This window comes from Quadrisphaera sp. INWT6 (assembly GCF_015390235.1).
GTDB lineage: Bacteria > Actinomycetota > Actinomycetes > Actinomycetales > Quadrisphaeraceae > Quadrisphaera.
In genome coordinates, this window is record NZ_VUOH01000002.1 from 912,844 (window position 1) to 929,302 (window position 16,459).

At 74.9% G+C, this 16,459-nt stretch carries 16 protein-coding genes; 6 read left to right on the forward strand and 10 right to left on the reverse strand.

Translation table 11 applies throughout. The annotated features are described in order from the left end of the window. Positions 1-135: 135 nt before the first annotated feature. Entirely contained in the window at positions 136-1,491 is a 1,356-nt protein-coding gene (locus tag F1641_RS09180; protein WP_194904589.1) for a DUF4032 domain-containing protein, read from the forward strand. On the opposite strand, the gene F1641_RS23120 is transcribed toward F1641_RS09180, so the two are convergent. From F1641_RS23120 to F1641_RS09210, 6 genes are all read right to left on the reverse strand, one after another. Further along, entirely contained in the window at positions 1,377-2,513 is a 1,137-nt protein-coding gene (locus F1641_RS23120; RefSeq protein ID WP_194904590.1) for a GGDEF domain-containing protein, read from the reverse strand. The two genes, F1641_RS09180 and F1641_RS23120, sit on opposite strands and share 115 nt — an antisense overlap. Further along, the gene (locus tag F1641_RS09190; protein WP_194904591.1) at positions 2,510-4,321 is read right to left on the reverse strand and encodes a bifunctional diguanylate cyclase/phosphodiesterase; all 1,812 of its coding nucleotides are present in this window, start codon (positions 4,319-4,321) and stop codon (positions 2,510-2,512) included. Before F1641_RS09190 ends, F1641_RS23120 begins: the two co-directional genes overlap by 4 nt. 72 nt (positions 4,322-4,393) lie before the next feature. Next, complete coding sequence (rlmB, locus tag F1641_RS09195) at positions 4,394-5,443, reverse strand: 23S rRNA (guanosine(2251)-2'-O)-methyltransferase RlmB (RefSeq protein WP_194904592.1); 1,050 nt, start codon at positions 5,441-5,443, stop codon at positions 4,394-4,396. Between the two features lie 35 nt (positions 5,444-5,478). Continuing rightward, on the reverse strand, positions 5,479-6,930 hold the full coding sequence (gene cysS / locus F1641_RS09200; RefSeq protein WP_194904593.1) for a cysteine--tRNA ligase: 1,452 nt from the start codon (positions 6,928-6,930) through the stop codon (positions 5,479-5,481). A 122-nt stretch (positions 6,931-7,052) separates the two neighbouring features. After that, positions 7,053-8,462: an APC family permease gene (locus F1641_RS09205; RefSeq protein ID WP_194904595.1), complete on the reverse strand. Its 1,410-nt coding sequence runs from the start codon at positions 8,460-8,462 to the stop codon at positions 7,053-7,055. Then, positions 8,459-9,400, reverse strand: a complete 942-nt coding sequence (locus F1641_RS09210; protein ID WP_309225509.1) for a proline iminopeptidase-family hydrolase — start codon at positions 9,398-9,400, stop codon at positions 8,459-8,461. The genes F1641_RS09205 and F1641_RS09210 overlap by 4 nt, the downstream gene beginning before the upstream one ends. A 262-nt stretch (positions 9,401-9,662) precedes the next feature. On the opposite strand from F1641_RS09210, the gene F1641_RS09215 reads away from it, so the two are divergent. From F1641_RS09215 to F1641_RS09225, 3 genes are read left to right on the forward strand one after another with little or no spacing between them, the layout of a single operon-like run. Continuing rightward, positions 9,663-10,748, forward strand: a complete 1,086-nt coding sequence (locus F1641_RS09215) for an S-(hydroxymethyl)mycothiol dehydrogenase (RefSeq protein ID WP_194904597.1) — start codon at positions 9,663-9,665, stop codon at positions 10,746-10,748. Next, positions 10,745-11,389, forward strand: a complete 645-nt coding sequence (locus tag F1641_RS09220; RefSeq protein WP_194904599.1) for an MBL fold metallo-hydrolase — start codon at positions 10,745-10,747, stop codon at positions 11,387-11,389. Before F1641_RS09215 ends, F1641_RS09220 begins: the two co-directional genes overlap by 4 nt. 20 nt (positions 11,390-11,409) lie before the next feature. Continuing rightward, positions 11,410-11,814, forward strand: coding sequence for a GntR family transcriptional regulator (locus F1641_RS09225; protein WP_219729522.1), 405 nt, complete (start codon positions 11,410-11,412; stop codon positions 11,812-11,814). Between the two features lie 107 nt (positions 11,815-11,921). Here F1641_RS09225 and F1641_RS09230 read toward each other — a convergent pair whose 3' ends face one another. Continuing rightward, complete coding sequence (locus F1641_RS09230) at positions 11,922-12,875, reverse strand: ferritin-like domain-containing protein (RefSeq protein WP_309225510.1); 954 nt, start codon at positions 12,873-12,875, stop codon at positions 11,922-11,924. 312 nt (positions 12,876-13,187) lie between these two features. Between F1641_RS09230 and F1641_RS09235 the strand changes: the two genes are divergently transcribed. Continuing rightward, the gene (locus F1641_RS09235; RefSeq protein ID WP_194904601.1) at positions 13,188-13,814 is read left to right on the forward strand and encodes a superoxide dismutase; all 627 of its coding nucleotides are present in this window, start codon (positions 13,188-13,190) and stop codon (positions 13,812-13,814) included. 54 nt (positions 13,815-13,868) lie between these two features. On the opposite strand, the gene ispF is transcribed toward F1641_RS09235, so the two are convergent. Genes ispF through F1641_RS09250 form a run of 3 tightly spaced genes read right to left on the reverse strand, consistent with a single transcriptional unit; the run spans position 13,869 to position 15,570 of the window. Further along, the gene (gene ispF / locus F1641_RS09240) at positions 13,869-14,357 is read right to left on the reverse strand and encodes a 2-C-methyl-D-erythritol 2,4-cyclodiphosphate synthase (protein WP_194904603.1); all 489 of its coding nucleotides are present in this window, start codon (positions 14,355-14,357) and stop codon (positions 13,869-13,871) included. Beyond that, on the reverse strand, positions 14,354-15,046 hold the full coding sequence (locus F1641_RS09245) for a 2-C-methyl-D-erythritol 4-phosphate cytidylyltransferase (RefSeq protein WP_375541466.1): 693 nt from the start codon (positions 15,044-15,046) through the stop codon (positions 14,354-14,356). The genes ispF and F1641_RS09245 overlap by 4 nt, the downstream gene beginning before the upstream one ends. 41 nt (positions 15,047-15,087) lie before the next feature. Further along, positions 15,088-15,570 carry a CarD family transcriptional regulator gene (locus F1641_RS09250; protein ID WP_194904605.1) on the reverse strand — a complete coding sequence of 161 codons (483 nt, stop codon included), beginning with the start codon at positions 15,568-15,570 and terminating at the stop codon, positions 15,088-15,090. 195 nt (positions 15,571-15,765) lie between these two features. Between F1641_RS09250 and F1641_RS09255 the strand changes: the two genes are divergently transcribed. Beyond that, on the forward strand, positions 15,766-16,395 hold the full coding sequence (locus tag F1641_RS09255) for a hypothetical protein (protein WP_194904607.1): 630 nt from the start codon (positions 15,766-15,768) through the stop codon (positions 16,393-16,395). The last annotated feature ends 64 nt before the right edge of the window (positions 16,396-16,459 follow it).

Sequence of the window (16,459 nt, forward strand, 5' to 3'; positions counted from 1 at the left end):
CGCCTCCCGGCGGCACGAGTCACGACGGGGGCGCTGCGCCCGGCCGGGTGGTCCCGCGGCCTCACCAGCGCGGTGACCGACTCTACCGGCGCGGGTCGGCAGCGCCGACCGCCTCCGGTGCGGGAGGATCGGCGCATGGCGCTGCCCCTGCAGATCACCGCCCTCGGCTCCGCGCCGGCGGCACTGGCGCTCCCCGACCTGCCGTGGGACGTGCCCCTGAGCCAGTGGCCCGCCGAGACCCTCGCGGCGCTGCCCCGCGGCATCTCCCGCCACGTGGTGCGCTTCGTGCGCCTGCAGGACACCGTGGCCGCGGTCAAGGAGAACACCGAGGAGCTGGTGCGCCGCGAGTACGGCCTGCTGCGCGTGCTGCGCCGCCTCGAGGTGCCGTGCGTGGTCCCGATCGCCGTCGTCACCGGGCGCTCCAAGCCCGACGGCGAGGCGCTCGACCCGGCGCTGGTGACCCAGCACCTGCAGTTCTCGCTGCCGTACCGCGCGCTGTTCAGCCAGTCGCTGCGGCCCGACACGGCCACGCGCCTGGTCGACGCCCTGGCCGTGCTGCTGGTCCGCCTGCACCTGGCGGGCTTCTACTGGGGCGACGTGTCGCTCTCGAACACCCTCTTCCGCCGCGACGCCGGCGAGTTCGCCGCCTACCTCGTGGACGCCGAGACCGGCGAGCTGCACAACGAGCTCTCCGACGGGCAGCGCAGCAACGACGTCGAGGTCGCGCGGATCAACATCGCCGGCGAGCTGATGGACCTCGAGGCCGCGGAGTACCTCGACGAGGGCGTCGACCCGATCGAGGTCGCCAGCTCCATCGTCGAGCGCTACCACTCGCTGTGGCAGGAGCTCACCGGCACGGACACGTTCGAGCAGGGCGAGCGCTGGCGGGTCCAGGCCCGCATCGAGCGCCTCAACGAGCTGGGCTTCGACGTGGGCGAGCTGTCGATCAGCACCGACGTCGGCGGCTCGGTGGTGCAGATCCAGCCGAAGGTCGTCGACGCCGGGCACCACTCCCGCCGCCTGCTGCGCCTGACCGGCATCGACGCCGAGAACAACCAGGCCCGCCGCCTGCTGAACGACCTCGACGGCTACATCGCCGCGACCGACCGCCAGAACGACCAGGAGGAGATCGTCGCCCACGAGTGGCTGGCGCGGGTCTTCGAGCCGGTGGTCAAGGCCGTGCCCCGCGAGCTGCGCCGCAAGCTGGAGCCGGCGGAGATCTTCCACGAGGTCCTGGAGCACCGCTGGTACCGGTCCCAGGAGCGCCAGCGCGACATCCCGCTGCTGGAGGCGGCGCGCTGGTACGTCGAGGACGTGCTGGCCCAGCGCCCCGACGAGCAGGCGCTCATCCTGCAGGCGGGGCTGATGAACACCGGTCAGCTGGCGGCGGTGGGGATGGACGGCGACGAGGCGCCGCTGCTGTCGGGCGTCGACGACCCCGACGACCCCGAGTCCGACCGCATCGACGGGTGGCTCTCCAGCCACGGCTGACCGCCGGCCAGCGCCGGCGTCCACACCTCGGTGAGTCCGCGGCCGGCGCGCTTGGCCGCGTAGAGGCCCTGGTCGGCGCGGGAGAGCGCGGCGTCGAGGTCGTCGCCGACCGCCAGCCCGGTCACGCCCGCGGTGCAGCTGCGCCCCGGCGGGAGCGCTGACCGCATCCGCTCGGTCAGGTCCGCCGTGCTGGCGGGGTCGAGGCGGGCCAGGAGAACGAACTCGTCACCGCCCCAGCGCCCGAGCACCGCGGCCGGCGGCAGCAGCGCGGCCCACGACGAGGCTGCGCGGCGCAGCAGCTCGTCACCGGCGGCGTGGCCGAGGCTGTCGTTGACCTGCTTGAAGTGGTCGAGGTCGAGGACCGCCAGCGACAGCGGTGTGCCGCCGCGGTGGGCCGCCAGGGCGGCGGTGAGGCGGTTCTCGGCGCCCCGCCGGTTGGGCAGCCCCGTCAGGACGTCGACCTCCGCGGCGGCCGTCGCCGCGGCGATGGAGCGGGACAGCAACCCGACGACGACGCCGGTGGTGGCGAGCTTCCCGGCGAGCACCACGAGGTCGCCCGATGAGACGCCCGACACCGAGGCCAGTGCGGCGCTCGCGACCACGAGGGTGAACAGCGTCATGACCGCCGCGGTGGCCCACGGGAAGTAGAAGAAGGCGACCACCACCATCACCGCGAACAGGCCGGCGTCGGTGGCGCTCGCGGTGCCGCCGCCGTCGAGGTGGACGCCGAGGCCGAGGACGAGCGCGGTCACCGGGTGCACCACCAGGTGGTGGGACGCGCGCAGGCGCCGGCGCAGCGGCCAGAGCACCAGCCCGCCCACCACGGCCGAGAGGGCGACCGCCAGCGGGGGCCAGGTGTGCGGCAGGTCCGGCCGCAGCAGGGTGGCGACCGCCACGCACCCGCCGCAGAGGACCATGACCAGCGACGTGGTGGCGCTGATGGTGGTGGTGTGCACCACCGGCTGGGTGCGGGCGGCCTGCAGCAGCGACCGCAGGACCCCGGCGGCGGTCCGGTGGCTCACCGGGACGGCGCCGGGCCTGCGGGGCGGGGTGCCGGTGCGCACACCTCGCGCAGGAGCCGCTCGGCGAAGTCCGCGGTGGGCAGGGCCGGGGCCCACAACCAGCCCTGGGCCTCCTGGCAGCCGCGCTCGCGCAGCCAGGCGGCCTGGTGCTCGGTCTCGACCCCCTCGGCCACGACCGACATGTCCAGCGCCTGCGCCAGCGCCACGACGCCCGCGCAGAGCGCCGCGTCGCTGCCGGGGGCGACGGTGCTCACGAAGCTGCGGTCGACCTTGAGCACGTCCAGGGGCAGGCGGCCCAGCCGGGCGAGGCTCGACCAGCCGGTGCCGAAGTCGTCGACGGCGAGGCGCACGCCCGCCGCGCGCAGCGCGTGCAGGTTGTCGGCCACCACCGGGGAGTCCTCGTCGAGCAGGCCCTCGACCACCTCGACCACGAGGCGGTGCCCGGGCAGGTCCGCGGCGTGGAGCGCGGAGACCACCCAGGCGGCGTAGTCCTGGTGAGCGAGCTCGGTGCCCGAGGCGTTGACGGCCACCGTCAGCGGCTCGGCGCCGGCGGGGTGGGGCCAGGCGGCGGCGTCGGCGCAGGCCCGGCGCAGCACGAAGCGCCCGAGGTCGACGACGGCGCCGCTGGTCTCGGCGTGGGGCAGGAAGTCCGATGGGGGGACGAAGCCGCCGCCGGGGCGCCGCCACCGCACGAGGGCCTCGGCCCCGGTGGTGCGGCCCGCGGCCAGGGAGACGACCGGCTGGTAGTGCACCTCGACCTCGCCGGCCTCCAGGGCCGCGAGGAACGAGCGGCTGGTGGGGGTGCCGGGGACCCACAGGTGGGAGCTGCCGCGGCGCTCCCGCTTGGCGACCGCCAGGGAGCCCTCGGCGTGGTCCACCACGGCCTCGACGTCGTCGTCGACCTCCACCGAGACCACCCCGGCGCTGAAGCTGAGGTCGTCGGGGCACCTCGCGCGCAGGACGTCGAGCAGCTCCCAGGCGGTGTCGGCGTGCGAGCGCAGGACGAGGGCGAACTCGTCCCCGCCCCAGCGGCCCAGCAGGGAGCCCGACGGCAGCGCGGCGCCCCAGGTCGTGGCGAGCGAGCGCAGCAGCGCGTCACCGGCGGCGTGGCCGCGGATGTCGTTGACGGCGGTGAAGGCGTCGAGGCCCAGCACGACGAAGGTCACCGGGTCGGCCGTGCGCCGCGACTGCTCCATCGAGCGCTGCAGGCGGGTGGTCGTGCTGGTGCGGTCCGCCAGACGGGTCAGCGGGTCGGTGCCGGTGCTCTCCGCAGCGCGGGCCAGCCCCCTGACCAGGACCGCCGTGACGGTGATGACCACCGTGGTGGTGAACAGGTCGGCGGGCGAGGTCCCGAGGGGCGCCAGTGCGGCCACCAGGGAGAGGGCGCTGACGGCGGCGTGCACCGCGACCCCGGGGCCGGAGAAGTAGAAGGCGGAGCTGGCCACCGGGAGCACCATCAGGGACGCGTCGGCGATGGCGTGCTCGCCGCCCCCGTACAGGTGCACCCCGGTGGCGATGGCGGCGGAGGACCCGAGCTGCGTGAGGTGGTAGGCCCAGACGGGCACGAGGCGCCGCAGGGCGTGGAGGACGACCGCGGCGACCACCGCCCCGACGGCGAACAGCGCCACGGCGGCGCGGTGCGGGAGGTCGTCCCTCAGCACCACGCCCACGGCGGTGGTCGTCGCCCCCACGAGCAGCAGGCCCGTGGTGGCCCGGTTCATCAGGACCGCCGAGACGGCGTCGCGCGGGGCGAGCACGCGGCGCACCACCTCCGCCGCACGGCGCAGGTGGGTGGTGAGCAGCGGCACCTGGTGGTCATCGGGTCGTGCACGCCCGACCTTGAGGGGTGCACGACCTGCGGGCCGGCCGGCGCAGGGGCCTCAGAGGCGGGCGCGGGCTCCTGCCGCGGTGCGGGCGCGGGCGACCTCGTACAGGGCGATGCTGCAGGCGACGCCGGCGTTGAGGGACTCCACGGCACCGGCCATGGGGATCGAGGCGACCAGGTCGCAGCCCTCGCGGACCAGGCGAGACAGCCCCCGGCCCTCGGACCCGATGACGATGGCCACCGGGCCCTCGGCGATGCGGGCGACGTCGGCGGAGCCCACCGGGGCGTCGGCGTCGGCGTCCAGCCCGATGACGAAGCAGCCGGCGTCCTTGGCCACCTTCAGCGCGCGCGTCAGGTTGGTCTCCCGGGCCACCGGGAGGCGGGCCGCGGCGCCGGCGGAGGTCTTCCAGGCGCTGGCGGTCATGCCCGCGGAGCGCCGCTCGGGCAGCAGCACGCACGAGGCGCCGAAGGCGGCGGCCGAGCGGACGACGGCCCCCAGGTTGCGGGGGTCGGTCACCCCGTCGAGGGCGACGACCAGGGGGGCGCGGCCCGCGGCGGCGTCGTCGTCGAGGACGTCGGCGAGGGTGGAGTACGAGTACGGCGGCACGGTGAGCACCAGGCCCTGGTGCACCGCCCCGTCGGTCATGCGGTCGAGGTCGGTGCGGGTGGTCTCCAGCACCGGCAGCCCGCGGTCGGCGGCGGCGCGGAGCACCTCGCGCACGCGGTCGTCGGTCTCGATGCGGGTGGCGACGTGCAGCGCGGTCGCCGGGACGCCGGTGCGCAGCGCCTCCACCACGGAGTTGCGGCCGGCCACCGCCTCGTTGCCGGAGCGGCTGGTGGTGGTGCGGCCCGCGCGGGGGGCGCCGACCGGCGGCCGACCGCCGGAGCGCGCCGGGGCGGCGCCCCCCGCCGCAGAGCCCTGCTCGGCGCGGCGCGCGGCGGCCGCGGCGCGCTTGGCGGCGGGGTGCTTGGTGCGCTCCTCGGCGGGGGGCGTCGGACCGCGGCCCTCCAGGGCGCGGCGGCCCTTGCCCCCGGTGCCGGTGGTGGCGCCCTTCTTGCTGCCGGCGTTGCGCACGGCGCCGCGGCGGGTCGAGTTGCCGGCCATGGGTGGGTCTCCTGTCGAGGGGGTGGGGGGCGGCGTCAGCCGCCGAGCGACCAGCGGGCGCCGTCGGACGAGTCCTGGACGCGCACGCCGGCGGCGGCGAGGGTGTCGCGCACCGCGTCGGCCGCGGCGAAGTCCTTGCGGGCCTTGGCCTGCGCGCGGGCGTCGAGCTGCGCCTGCACGAGGGCGGTCAGGGCCTTCTCCTGCGCGGCCTGCGCCGACGACGCGGCGCCGGTGCCACCGGTCCAGTGCGGGTCGAGCGGGTCGATGCCCAGCGCCCGCACGATGGCGGTGACGTCGTTCGCGGCGGCGACCGCGAACTGCTCGCGGTCGTTGTCGAGGGCGACGTTGCCGGCGCGCACCGTGTCGTGGAGCACGGCGAGCGCGCCGGGGACGTTGAGGTCGTCGTCCATGGCGGCGCGGAAGGCGGGCGGCAGGCGCAGCGCCGGGGCGCCGGAGCCGGCGGGGCGGGAGGCGTACGCCTCGACCACGGGCTGCACCCGGCGCAGGAAGGTCTCCACGCGCCCGACGGCGCTCTCCGCCTCCGCCAGGGAGGTGGCCGAGTGCTCGAGGTTCGAGCGGTAGTGCGCCGAGCCGAGGTAGTAGCGCAGCGCCAGCGGGGTGGTGCCCTTCAGCACCTCGGTGACCAGCAGGGAGTTGCCGAGCGACTTGCTCATCTTCTCCCCGCCCTGCGTGACCCAGCCGTTGTGCAGCCAGTACGAGGCGAAGCCGAGGCCGGCGGCGCGGCTCTGCGCCTGCTCGTTCTCGTGGTGGGGGAAGCGCAGGTCGAGGCCGCCGCCGTGCACGTCGAAGGCGTCGCCGAGGTAGCGGCGGGCCATGGCCGAGCACTCCAGGTGCCAGCCGGGGCGGCCGCGGCCGAAGGGCGTGGGCCAGGAGGCGGTGGCGGGCTCGCCGGCCTTGGACCCCTTCCAGAGGGCGAAGTCGCGGGGGTCGCGCTTGCCGCGGGGGTCGGCGTCCTCGGCGGGGGCGACGTCGTCGAGCCTCACGTGCGTCAGGACGCCGTACTCCGCGAAGGAGCGGACGTCGAAGTACACGTCACCGGAGCCGTCATCGGCGGCGTAGGCGTGGCCGCGCTCGACCAGGAGCTCCATGAGCTCGACCATCTCGGGCACGTGGCCGGTGGCGCGGGGCTCGTAGGTGGGGCGGCGGACGCCGACGGCGTCGTACGCGGCCGTGAAGGCCTGCTCGTGGGTGTAGGCCCACGCCCACCAGGGGCGGCCGGCGTCGGCGGCCTTGGTGAGGATCTTGTCGTCGATGTCGGTGACGTTGCGCACGAACGTGACGTCGAGGCCGTGGCCGACCTCGAGCCAGCGGGCGAGCACGTCGAAGGCGACGCCGGAGCGCAGGTGCCCGATGTGGGGCGGCGCCTGCACGGTGGCGCCGCACAGGTAGATGGAGGCCGCTCCGGGGCGCAGGGGCTCGAAGTCGCGCACGGCGGCGGCCTCGGTGTCGTACAGGCGGAGTGGCACCCCCCCAGGTTATCGGCGCCGCGGCCCCCTCTCGGCCGCCGAGCACCCTCGAGCGTGATCATGGGCGCTGGCCACCCCTGGGCGAGGTGGCCAGCGCCCATGATCACAGAAGGGGGGTGGGGTCAGCGCGCGGCGTGCTCCGGGGCCACCTCGATGCCGCGGCGGCCGCGGGCCCGCTGCACGAGCAGGACGACGACACCCACCGCCAGCCAGCACAGGCCGCCGACCTGGGCCTGCGTGCCGGCGTTGACCAGCACGTACCCGATGACCAGGAACCCGACGACCGGCACGAGGACGTGCAGGAGCACGTTGCCGCTCCGCTTCCGCACGGCGTAGTACGAGACCACGGAGACGTGCAGCAGCATGAAGGCCGTCAGGGCGCCGAAGTTGACCAGCGAGGCGATGACGGTCAGGCCGAGCTGGTTGAAGACCAGTCCCAGCACCAGGGTCAGCCCGCCGATGAGCAGGATGGCGCGGTCGGGGACCTGGTTCCTGGGGTTGACGTGCGCGAGGAAGCGCGGCAGGCGCCGGTCGCGCGCCATGGAGAACAGCAGGCGCGCGGTGGCCGACTGCGCGGCGACGGCGTTGGCGATGCCGACCGCGAGCACGTTCATGACGAGGAAGGCGACCTGCCACCCGCGTCCCGCAGCGCCCTGGACGATGTTGAAGAAGGCGTTGTCCGTCTCCAGGCCCTCGGGGAAGGACGTGGTGTCGGGCACGAGCATGCCGGCGAGCCAGGTCTGCGTGATGAAGAGCAGCGCCACGACGACCAGACCGAGGATCATGGCCTTGCCCGCGGAGGAGCGGCCGCCCCGGCTCTCCTCTGACAGCGTGGCGATGCCGTCGAAGCCCAGGAAGCTCAGGACGGCGATGGACAGCGCGGTCGCCAGCAGGGCGGGGCTGAACTCCGCCGCGTCGAACAGGGGCGTCGTCGTGAACCGGGCGCCACCGGTGCCGTTGCTGATGGCCAGCACCGCGATGACGACGAAGGCGGCGATGAAGAGCAGCTCCGCCGCCAGGAAGATGCGGTTCACCACGGCGGTGAAGGAGATGCCCACGTAGTTCACGGTCGTGTTGATCGCGAGGAAGACCACGATCCAGACCCAGCCGGGGACACCGGGGACGACCGCCTGCATCGACAGCGCCGCGATGACGTAGAGCAGCGTGGGCACCAGCAGGTAGTCGAGCAGGATGGTCCACCCGGCCAGGAAGCCGAGGTTGGGGTGGACCCCGCGCCCGACGTAGGCGTAGACGGAGCCGGCCACCGGGAAGGCCTTCGACATCTGCGCGTAGGCGAGCGCCGTGAAGATCATGGCGAAGAGGCCGATGGCGTAGACCAGCGGCACCATGCCGGCGGCGGAGTTGTAGACGCCGCCGAAGATCGCCCACGGTGCGATCGGCACCATGAAGACCAGCCCGTAGACGAGCAGGTCGGTGGTGGTCAGGGAGCGGCGCAGCTCCTGCTTGTAGCCGAGGTCGGCGAGGGCGGCCTCGCCGTCGCCGCCCGTGCTCGGGGTGGTCGCGGTGCTCACTGCTGGTCTCCTCGGGGGTCGTGCTCGGCGGTGAAGCCACCGACGACCTCGAGGAAGCTCTCGTGCTCCTCGACGTGCGGCATGTGGCTGGACTGGGGGAAGACGTGGCTGCGCACGTCGGGGATCCGCTCGACGAACGGTGCCCAGCAGGCCGGGGTGGCCTCGTCGTGGGCGCCGGCGACGACGAGCGTCGGGGCGGTGATGCCGGGCAGGCGGTCCTCGACGGTCCAGGTGAGGTTCGAACCGGTGATCGTGAACTCGCTGGGGCCGTTCATCGCGTGGTAGACGGTCGGCTCGGCCTCGATCTGCGCGAACGTCGCGGCCACCTCGGCGGGCAGCGGCTGCACCCGGCACACGTGGCGGGCGTAGAAGGCGTCGGTGGCGGTCTTGTACGCCGGGTCGTCGTAGGCCTCGGCGGCCTCCAGGCGCAGCAGGTCCGACCGGTGCGGCTCGGGCAGGGCGTCGATGAGCTCCTCGGCTGCCTCGCGCCAGGTGGTCATGGAGGCCGGGGAGTCGCAGATCGTCAGCGACTGCACCCGGTCGGGGTGGGCGAGCGCGAACTCCGGGCCCAGCATCCCGCCCCAGGACTGGCCGACCACGTGCACGCGCTGGAGGCCCAGGTGGTCGAGCAGTGAGACGAGCTCGGCCACGAACAGCTCGACCGTCCAGCTGGCCGGGTCGGCCTCGGGCAGGTGCGTGCTGCGACCGCACCCGAGCTGGTCGTAGTGGACGACGGCGCGCCCGCCGCTCGCGAGGTTCGCCATGGCGAGGGTGTAGTCGTGAGCGGCCCCGGGGCCGCCGTGCAGGACGACGACCGGCAGGGGAGCCCGCGGCGGAGCACCGGGGGCCGGCAGCTTCCCGGTGACGCGGAACCACGTCTCGTGGCCGCGGAAGGGCGCCCGGCCCTCGCGGGCGGCGGGCGGGATGACGTAGGACACGAGGGCTCCTGGTGGTGTGGGACCGGCCGCGAACGCGCCGATCTCCCGCGCGCGTGCGGTGCCCGGACTGTAGGAGCGCGTTGACCTGCATGGATGCCGCTCCGTCGTCATCGAGTGGTCTGAGGTCAAGCCTTTACTGGCGCTTGACCGTCGCTTGACCTCCCGTTTGCCCGCGGTCGGCACGGATCGTGATCCATCAGTCGGCGGAGCAGTGCGGCTCCCGCCGGTGACGCGATCGGGGCGGGCTCGCTAGCGTCGGACCATGCCGCACACCGTGAAGGGCGTCGTCGCCCTCAGCAAGGGAGCTCCCGTCGAGCTCGTCGACGTCGTCGTCCCCGACCCGGGCCCGTTCGAGGCAGTGGTCGACGTCCAGGCCTGCGGGGTGTGCCACACCGACCTGCACTACCGCGAGGGCGGGATCTCCGACGACTACCCCTTCCTGCTCGGCCACGAGGCCGCCGGCGTGGTCTCCGCGGTCGGCGAGGCCGTGACCGACGTCGCCGTGGGCGACTACGTGGTGCTCAACTGGCGCGCGGTCTGCGGCTCCTGCCGCGCCTGCCGCCGCGGCCGGCCCTGGTACTGCTTCGCCACCCACAACGCCGAGCAGAAGATGACCCTGGCGGACGGGACGCCCCTGTCCCCCGCGCTCGGCATCGGCGCCTTCGCCGAGAAGACGCTCGTGCACGCCGGCCAGTGCACCAAGGTCGACCCGGCCCTGCCCGCCGCGGCCGCGGGCCTCCTGGGCTGCGGCATCATGGCGGGCTTCGGCGCCGCGGTGAACACCGGCGCGGTGACCCGCGGCGACTCCGTGGCCGTCATCGGCTGCGGCGGCGTGGGCGACGCCGCCATCGCCGGCGCGAAGCTGGCGGGGGCCACCACGGTCATCGCCGTCGACGTCGACGACCGCAAGCTCGAGGTCGCGAAGCGCTTCGGCGCCACGCACACCGTGAACAGCCGCCGGTCCGACGCGGTGGAGAGCATCCGCGAGCTGACCGGCGGCAACGGCGCCGACGTCGTCGTGGAGGCCGTCGGCCGCCCGGAGACCTACGAGCAGGCGTTCTACGCCCGCGACCTCGCCGGCACGGTCGTGCTCGTGGGCGTCCCGACCCCGCAGATGAAGGTCGAGCTCCCCCTGCTCGACGTCTTCGGCCGGGGCGGTGCGCTCAAGTCGAGCTGGTACGGAGACTGCCTGCCCGAGCGCGACTTCCCGATGCTCGCCGCGCTGGCGCTGCAGGGCCGCTTCCCCCTGCAGGACTTCGTCACCGAGACCGTGGGCCTGGGCGACGTCGAGGCCGCGTTCGCCGCCATGGGCCGCGGCGACGTGCTGCGCTCGGTGGTGGTCCTGTGAGCGCCCCGACCGGCACCTTCCGCCTCGACCGGAGCACCGCCGAGGGCACCTTCAGCCTCGACGGGCAGACCTTCGACGTCGAGAACAACGTCCTCGTGCTGGGCGACGACGCCGAGTGCCTCGTCGTCGACGCCCCGCACGACCTCGAGGCCATCGCCGCGCTGGTGGGCGGACGGCGCGTCGTCGCCGTCGTGTGCACCCACGCCCACGACGACCACGTGCGCCGCGCACCGGCGGCCGGCGAGCGCTTCGCGGCGCCGGTGCTGCTGCACCGCGCCGACCTCGGCCTGTGGACGCTCACCCACCCGACCTCGGCGCCGACCGAGCTGCTCGAGGACGGGCAGGTCCTGACCGTGGCCGGCCACGAGGTGCACGTGCTGCACACCCCGGGGCACTCCCCCGGGTCGGTGTGCCTCTACGTGCCCTCGCTGGAGACCGTGCTGACCGGCGACACGCTCTTCGCCGGCGGGCCCGGCGCGACGGGCCGCTCGTTCAGCGACTTCCCGACGATCATCGAGTCCATCCGCGAGCGCCTGTTCGCGCTGCCCCCCGGCACCGCGGTGGTGCCCGGCCACGGCGGCTCGACGACGGTGGGCGACGAGCAGCCCCACCTGCAGGAGTGGGTCGACCGTGGTCACTGAGCCGCGCGAGCGGCGCTGAGGTGGCTCCCGACCGGGCGGCTGGGCGGGGGCTGCGCGTCGAGCTCGACCGCGGCCCCGGCGCCGCCGCGCCCTGGCAGCAGGTGCACGACCAGGTGGTCGCCGCCGTCGACGACGGCGCGCTCTCCCCCGGTGACCGCCTGCCCACGGTGCGCGGGCTCGCCGAGCAGCTGGGCGTCTCCGCCGGGACGGTGGCGCGCGCCTACCGGGCGCTGGAGGCCTCCGACGTGGTGGCCACCGCCAGCCGCGCCGGCACCGCGGTGCGCGACCGCACGGCGCCCCGCGGCGACGCCGCGGCCCGCGGTGCCGCGGCGGCGCTCGCGCAGGAGGCGGTGGCCGCGGGGCTGGACGACGAGGCCGCGCTGTCGCTGCTGCGCGGCGCGCTGGCGGTGGCGCGGGGGCGCTGACCGGGGTGCCCCCGCGGGCCGCCGGGGGCGCCTGAGCGGGCCGAGCAGCACGGCGGCCGCCGTCCGCACCGGTCGGTGCGGGCGGCGGCCGCCGTGGCCGGGGCCCGTCAGGTGGTGGTGAAGCGGGCGTCCTCGTTGTTGGTGCCGGCCGGGAAGAAGCCGCCGGAGCGGACCCCCTGCGCCGGGTTCAGGTAGGCGATGTTGTGCACCTGCTGCGGCGTGCGGCTGAAGGCGATCGCGTTGCCGTCCACGGGGGTGATGTTGATGCGGCCGCTCTTGCCCTGGGAGACGCCCTGGTCGAGGTCCGTCTTCCCGTCGAGCGAGTCGCGCGCGTCGGAGATCTTGTTCGCGGCGTCGGACAGGCCCTCGGTGTAGATGACGGTCCGCACGGCGCCCGCGTGGTACGCCTCGACGGCCAGGATGCCGGCCGCGGCGTCCAGGTACGTCTTGCTGCTGATCAGGGGGGCGCCGCCCTTGTAGGCCGTGACGCCGACGTCCTCGAACAGGAAGGCGCCGAGCAGGAAGCTCGTGTCGTCCGCGAACGCGTCGAAGGACTGCCCGTCCTTGATGAGGCCGGCGGCCTTGGCGGCGGCGTTGAAGGCGCCGGTGAAGTCGATCGCCGGCCGGGCCACGGCGGCCCCGCCCAGCGCCCCGCGGAGGAACTTCACGTGGGCGATCTCGTCGTTCGCGATCTCCTCGGCGATGCCGCGGACGAGCTTGCTCTTGAACTCGACCTTGCGGCCGCCGTTGACGTCGCCGCGGGCGCAGACGCCCGTGGTCAGCCCGTCGTCGAGGCCCCGTCCGTAGAAGGCGCGCGAGTAGAACTCCGCCTCCAGGTACTCGAGGTTCAGGGCGAAGTTGAGGATGGCGCCGTCGCTGATGGCGCCTCCGCCGTCACCGCCGCCGCCCTTGTTGCCGGTCGCCGCGGCCGGCGAGGCGAGCGCCGTGGCGCCGACCACTCCGAGGCCCGCGACACCGGCGGTGCGCAGGAACGCGCGCCGGTCGGCGCCGTTCTCGGCGCTGCGGCTGATCATGTCCGTGACGAGCTTGTTCCCGAACACGTGCTCTCCCTCTTCGAAGGCTGGGGGGTCGTCCTCGGCCCCCGCTGGCGCCACCCGTTCGGCGCAGCAGCGCCGGAGGATGGGGCCAGATGGGGGGAATCTGCCCCGAACCGGACGAAAAGGCACGACCAGGGCGCTCTCCGCCTCGAAGGGGAGACGCCGAGGGCACCCCGGTGTTGCCCGTCCTCGGGGTCGGCGGAATGCTCGGAGGGGACGGCGCACCCCGCGGCTCCGAGCCGTGCGGGGGCGGCGCACCTGACGGGCCGACCGGCACCCCTCGCGCCGGGCGGCGACTGCGACGAGGAGGAGCTCATGGCGGACTACGTCCTGCCCGACCTGCCCTACGACTACAGCGCCCTCGAGCCGCACATCAGCGGCGCGATCATGCAGCTGCACCACGACAAGCACCACGCCACCTACGTGGCCGGCGCCAACACCGCGCTGGAGCAGATGGCGGAGGCCCGCGAGAAGGACAGCTTCGGCTCCATCACCGGGCTGGAGAAGAACCTCGCCTTCAACCTCGGCGGGCACATCAACCACTCGATCTTCTGGCCGAACATGTCCCCGGACGGCGGCGACAAGCCCGTCGGCGACCTGGCCGCGGCGGTCGACGAGTTCTTCGGCTCCTTCGACGGCTTCCGCGCGCACTTCACCGCGAACGCCCTCGGCATCCAGGGCTCCGGCTGGTCGATCCTCGCGTGGGACTCCGTGGGCCAGCGCCTCGTCATCGTGCAGCTGTACGACCAGCAGGGCAACGTCCCGGTGAGCCTCGTGCCGGTCCTCATGCTGGACATGTGGGAGCACGCGTTCTACCTGGACTACAAGAACGTGAAGCCTGACTACGTCAAGGCGTGGTGGAACGTCGTCAACTGGGCCGACGTCGCCGCGCGCTTCGAGGTGGCCCGCACCAGGACCTCGGGCCTGGTCGTCCCCGCCTGACGCCCCGCCTCCCCAGGAGGGCTCCCGGCGGTCGGCGGGGGCCCTCCTGCGGGGTCAGCGGGTGACGACGAGGGCGGTGGCGATCGCCGCCACGCCCTCGCCCCGGCCGGTGAGGCCCAGGGCGTCCGTGGTGGTGCCGGAGACCGACACGGGGGCACCGCAGGCCGCGGACAGGGCCGCCTCGGCCTCCGCCCGGCGGGTGCCGACCTTGGGGCGGTTGCCGACCACCTGCACGGCGACGTTGCCGATCTCGTAGCCGGCCTCCCGCACGCGGCGCGCCGCCTCGGCGAGCAGGACGACGCCGGCCGCCCCCGCCCACTGCGGCTCCGCGGTGCCGAAGTGCGCGCCCAGGTCGCCGATGCCCGCGGCCGAGAACAGGGCGTCGCACGCGGCGTGCGCGGCGACGTCGGCGTCGGAGTGGCCCGCCAGCCCCCGCTCCCCCGGCCAGTGGAGCCCGGCCACGTGCAGCGGCCGCTCGGACCCCTCGGGGGCGACGGCGTGGACGTCGACGCCCACACCGACGCGGGGCAGCGGGGCGCTCACAGCGGGTCTCCGGCGCGCTCGCGCGCGAGCAGGGCCGACGCCACCAGCAGGTCGACGGGACGGGTCACCTTGAGGGCCTCCTCGTGGCCGGGGACGACGTGGACGCGGGCCCCGAACAGCTCGACCAGGGACGCGTCGTCGGTGACCGCCAGGGCTGCCTCGGGGGCGTCGCCTCCGGCGGCGGTGGCGTGGGCCCGCTCGAGCACGTCGCGGCGGAAGCCCTGCGGCGTCTGGACCAGGCGGAGCACCGCCCTGTCGAGCTGGACGCTGCCCGCCTCCCCGCTCGAGCCGGGGAGGCCCGTGGAGCGGACGGTGTCGGTCACGGCGAGACCGGGCACGACGGCCTCGTGGCCCGCGGCGACGGCAGCGGCGACGTCGGCGACCTGGGCCGGCGGGGTGAGGCAGCGCGCGGCGTCGTGCACGAGGACGACGTCGACGCCGGCGTCGAGCGCGGCGATCCCGGCGGCCACGGAGGACCGGCGGTCCGCTCCCCCGGGCACCGCGCGGACGGCAGCGGCTCCGGCGCCGGGTACCCCGGCGACCAGGGCCAGCGCCTCGCCCTCGCGCCCAGCGGGCACGACGAGCACGAGCTGGTCGACGGCCCCGGAGCGCAGGACGCGCTCCGCGGCGTGGACGAGCAGCTCACGACCCTCGAGGAGCACGAAGGCCTTCGGTGCCCCCGCCGCCAACCGGGTGCCTGACCCGGCGGCGACGAGGACGCAGGCGGTGCTCAGCTGGCGAGGACCTCGTCGAGGAGGGCCTCGGCGCGGGCCTCTTCGGTCTTCTCCGCGAGCGCGAGCTCGGAGACGAGGATCTGGCGGGCCTTGGCGAGCATGCGCTTCTCGCCGGCCGACAGGCCGCGGTCCTGGTCGCGGCGGTACAGGTCGCGCACGACCTCGGCCACCTTGATGACGTCACCGGAGGCGAGCTTTTCGAGGTTGGCCTTGTAGCGGCGCGACCAGTTGGTCGGCTCCTCGGTGTAGGGCTGGCGCAGGACGCCGAACACCCTGTCCACACCGGCCTTGTCGACGACGTCGCGGACGCCGACGAGGTCGCAGTTCTCCGCGGGCACCTCGATGGTCAGGTCTCCCTGGGCCACCTTGAGGCGGAGGTACATCTTCTCCTCGCCGCGGATCGTGCGGTTCTTGATCTCTTCGATGAGGGCCGCCCCGTGGTGGGGGTAGACGACCGTCTCGCCGACCTTGAATGCCATCAGCAGCTCCCCTTTCGCGACCCCCAGAATACCACGGCGCGAGGCTGCCCCCCGCCGGTCCGCAGAGCGTTCGCGCTGGTCAGAGCCGTGCAGGTCACAGGCGGGGAGCCACCCCGCAGGGCCCGCCGGGGTTGACAGGTCACAGGTCGGCGTGCTGCGCGGGCGCCGGAGGCCGGCGCCGGTAGGCTCCGCCGCGTGCACCTGACTCGACGCGCCCTGGCCGTGAGCGCGATGGCGCTGTCGGCGCTCGCCACGGCCTCCGGCTGCACGGCGACCAACGCCCAGCAGACCGCTGAGCCCTACTCCCCCGGCGCGGCCGCGGCCACCACGGTGGGCGCGGTGCACGTGGCCGGCCTGTTCGTGGCCACCGACGGAGACGGCCCCGCCGCGCTGGTCGCGCGCATCGTCAACTCCGGCGACGACGCCGCCTCCGTGGAGATCTCCGACGAGGGCGACTCGGGCCTGCGCGGCAGCTTCACGGTCGAGCCGTCGGCCACCCTCGACGTCGGCCCCGGCGGCGAGCAGGTCCGCGTGCCCGACCTGGCCGCCACCCCGGGGCAGGTGCTGCAGATGAGCATCTCCACCGGCGGCAGCTCCACCACCCTGGCCGTCCCGGTCCTGGACGGCACGCTGGAGCAGTACGCCCCGTACGTGCCCACCGCCACGCCCACGTCCAGCCCCACCGCCTCGGTGACCTCCTCGCCGACCGCCACGGGCACGCGCACCGGGTCCCCCACCGCGTCGGGCTCGCCGTCGGCCAGCTCGTCCGCCTCCCGCACGCCCTCGCCGGGCGCCTCGACGACCGACGCCGAGGGCGAGGGCTGACCGGCCCGTCCCCCGGCGCCCGGGCGCACGACGAGGGCCCCGGAGGCAGCGCCTCCGGGGCCCT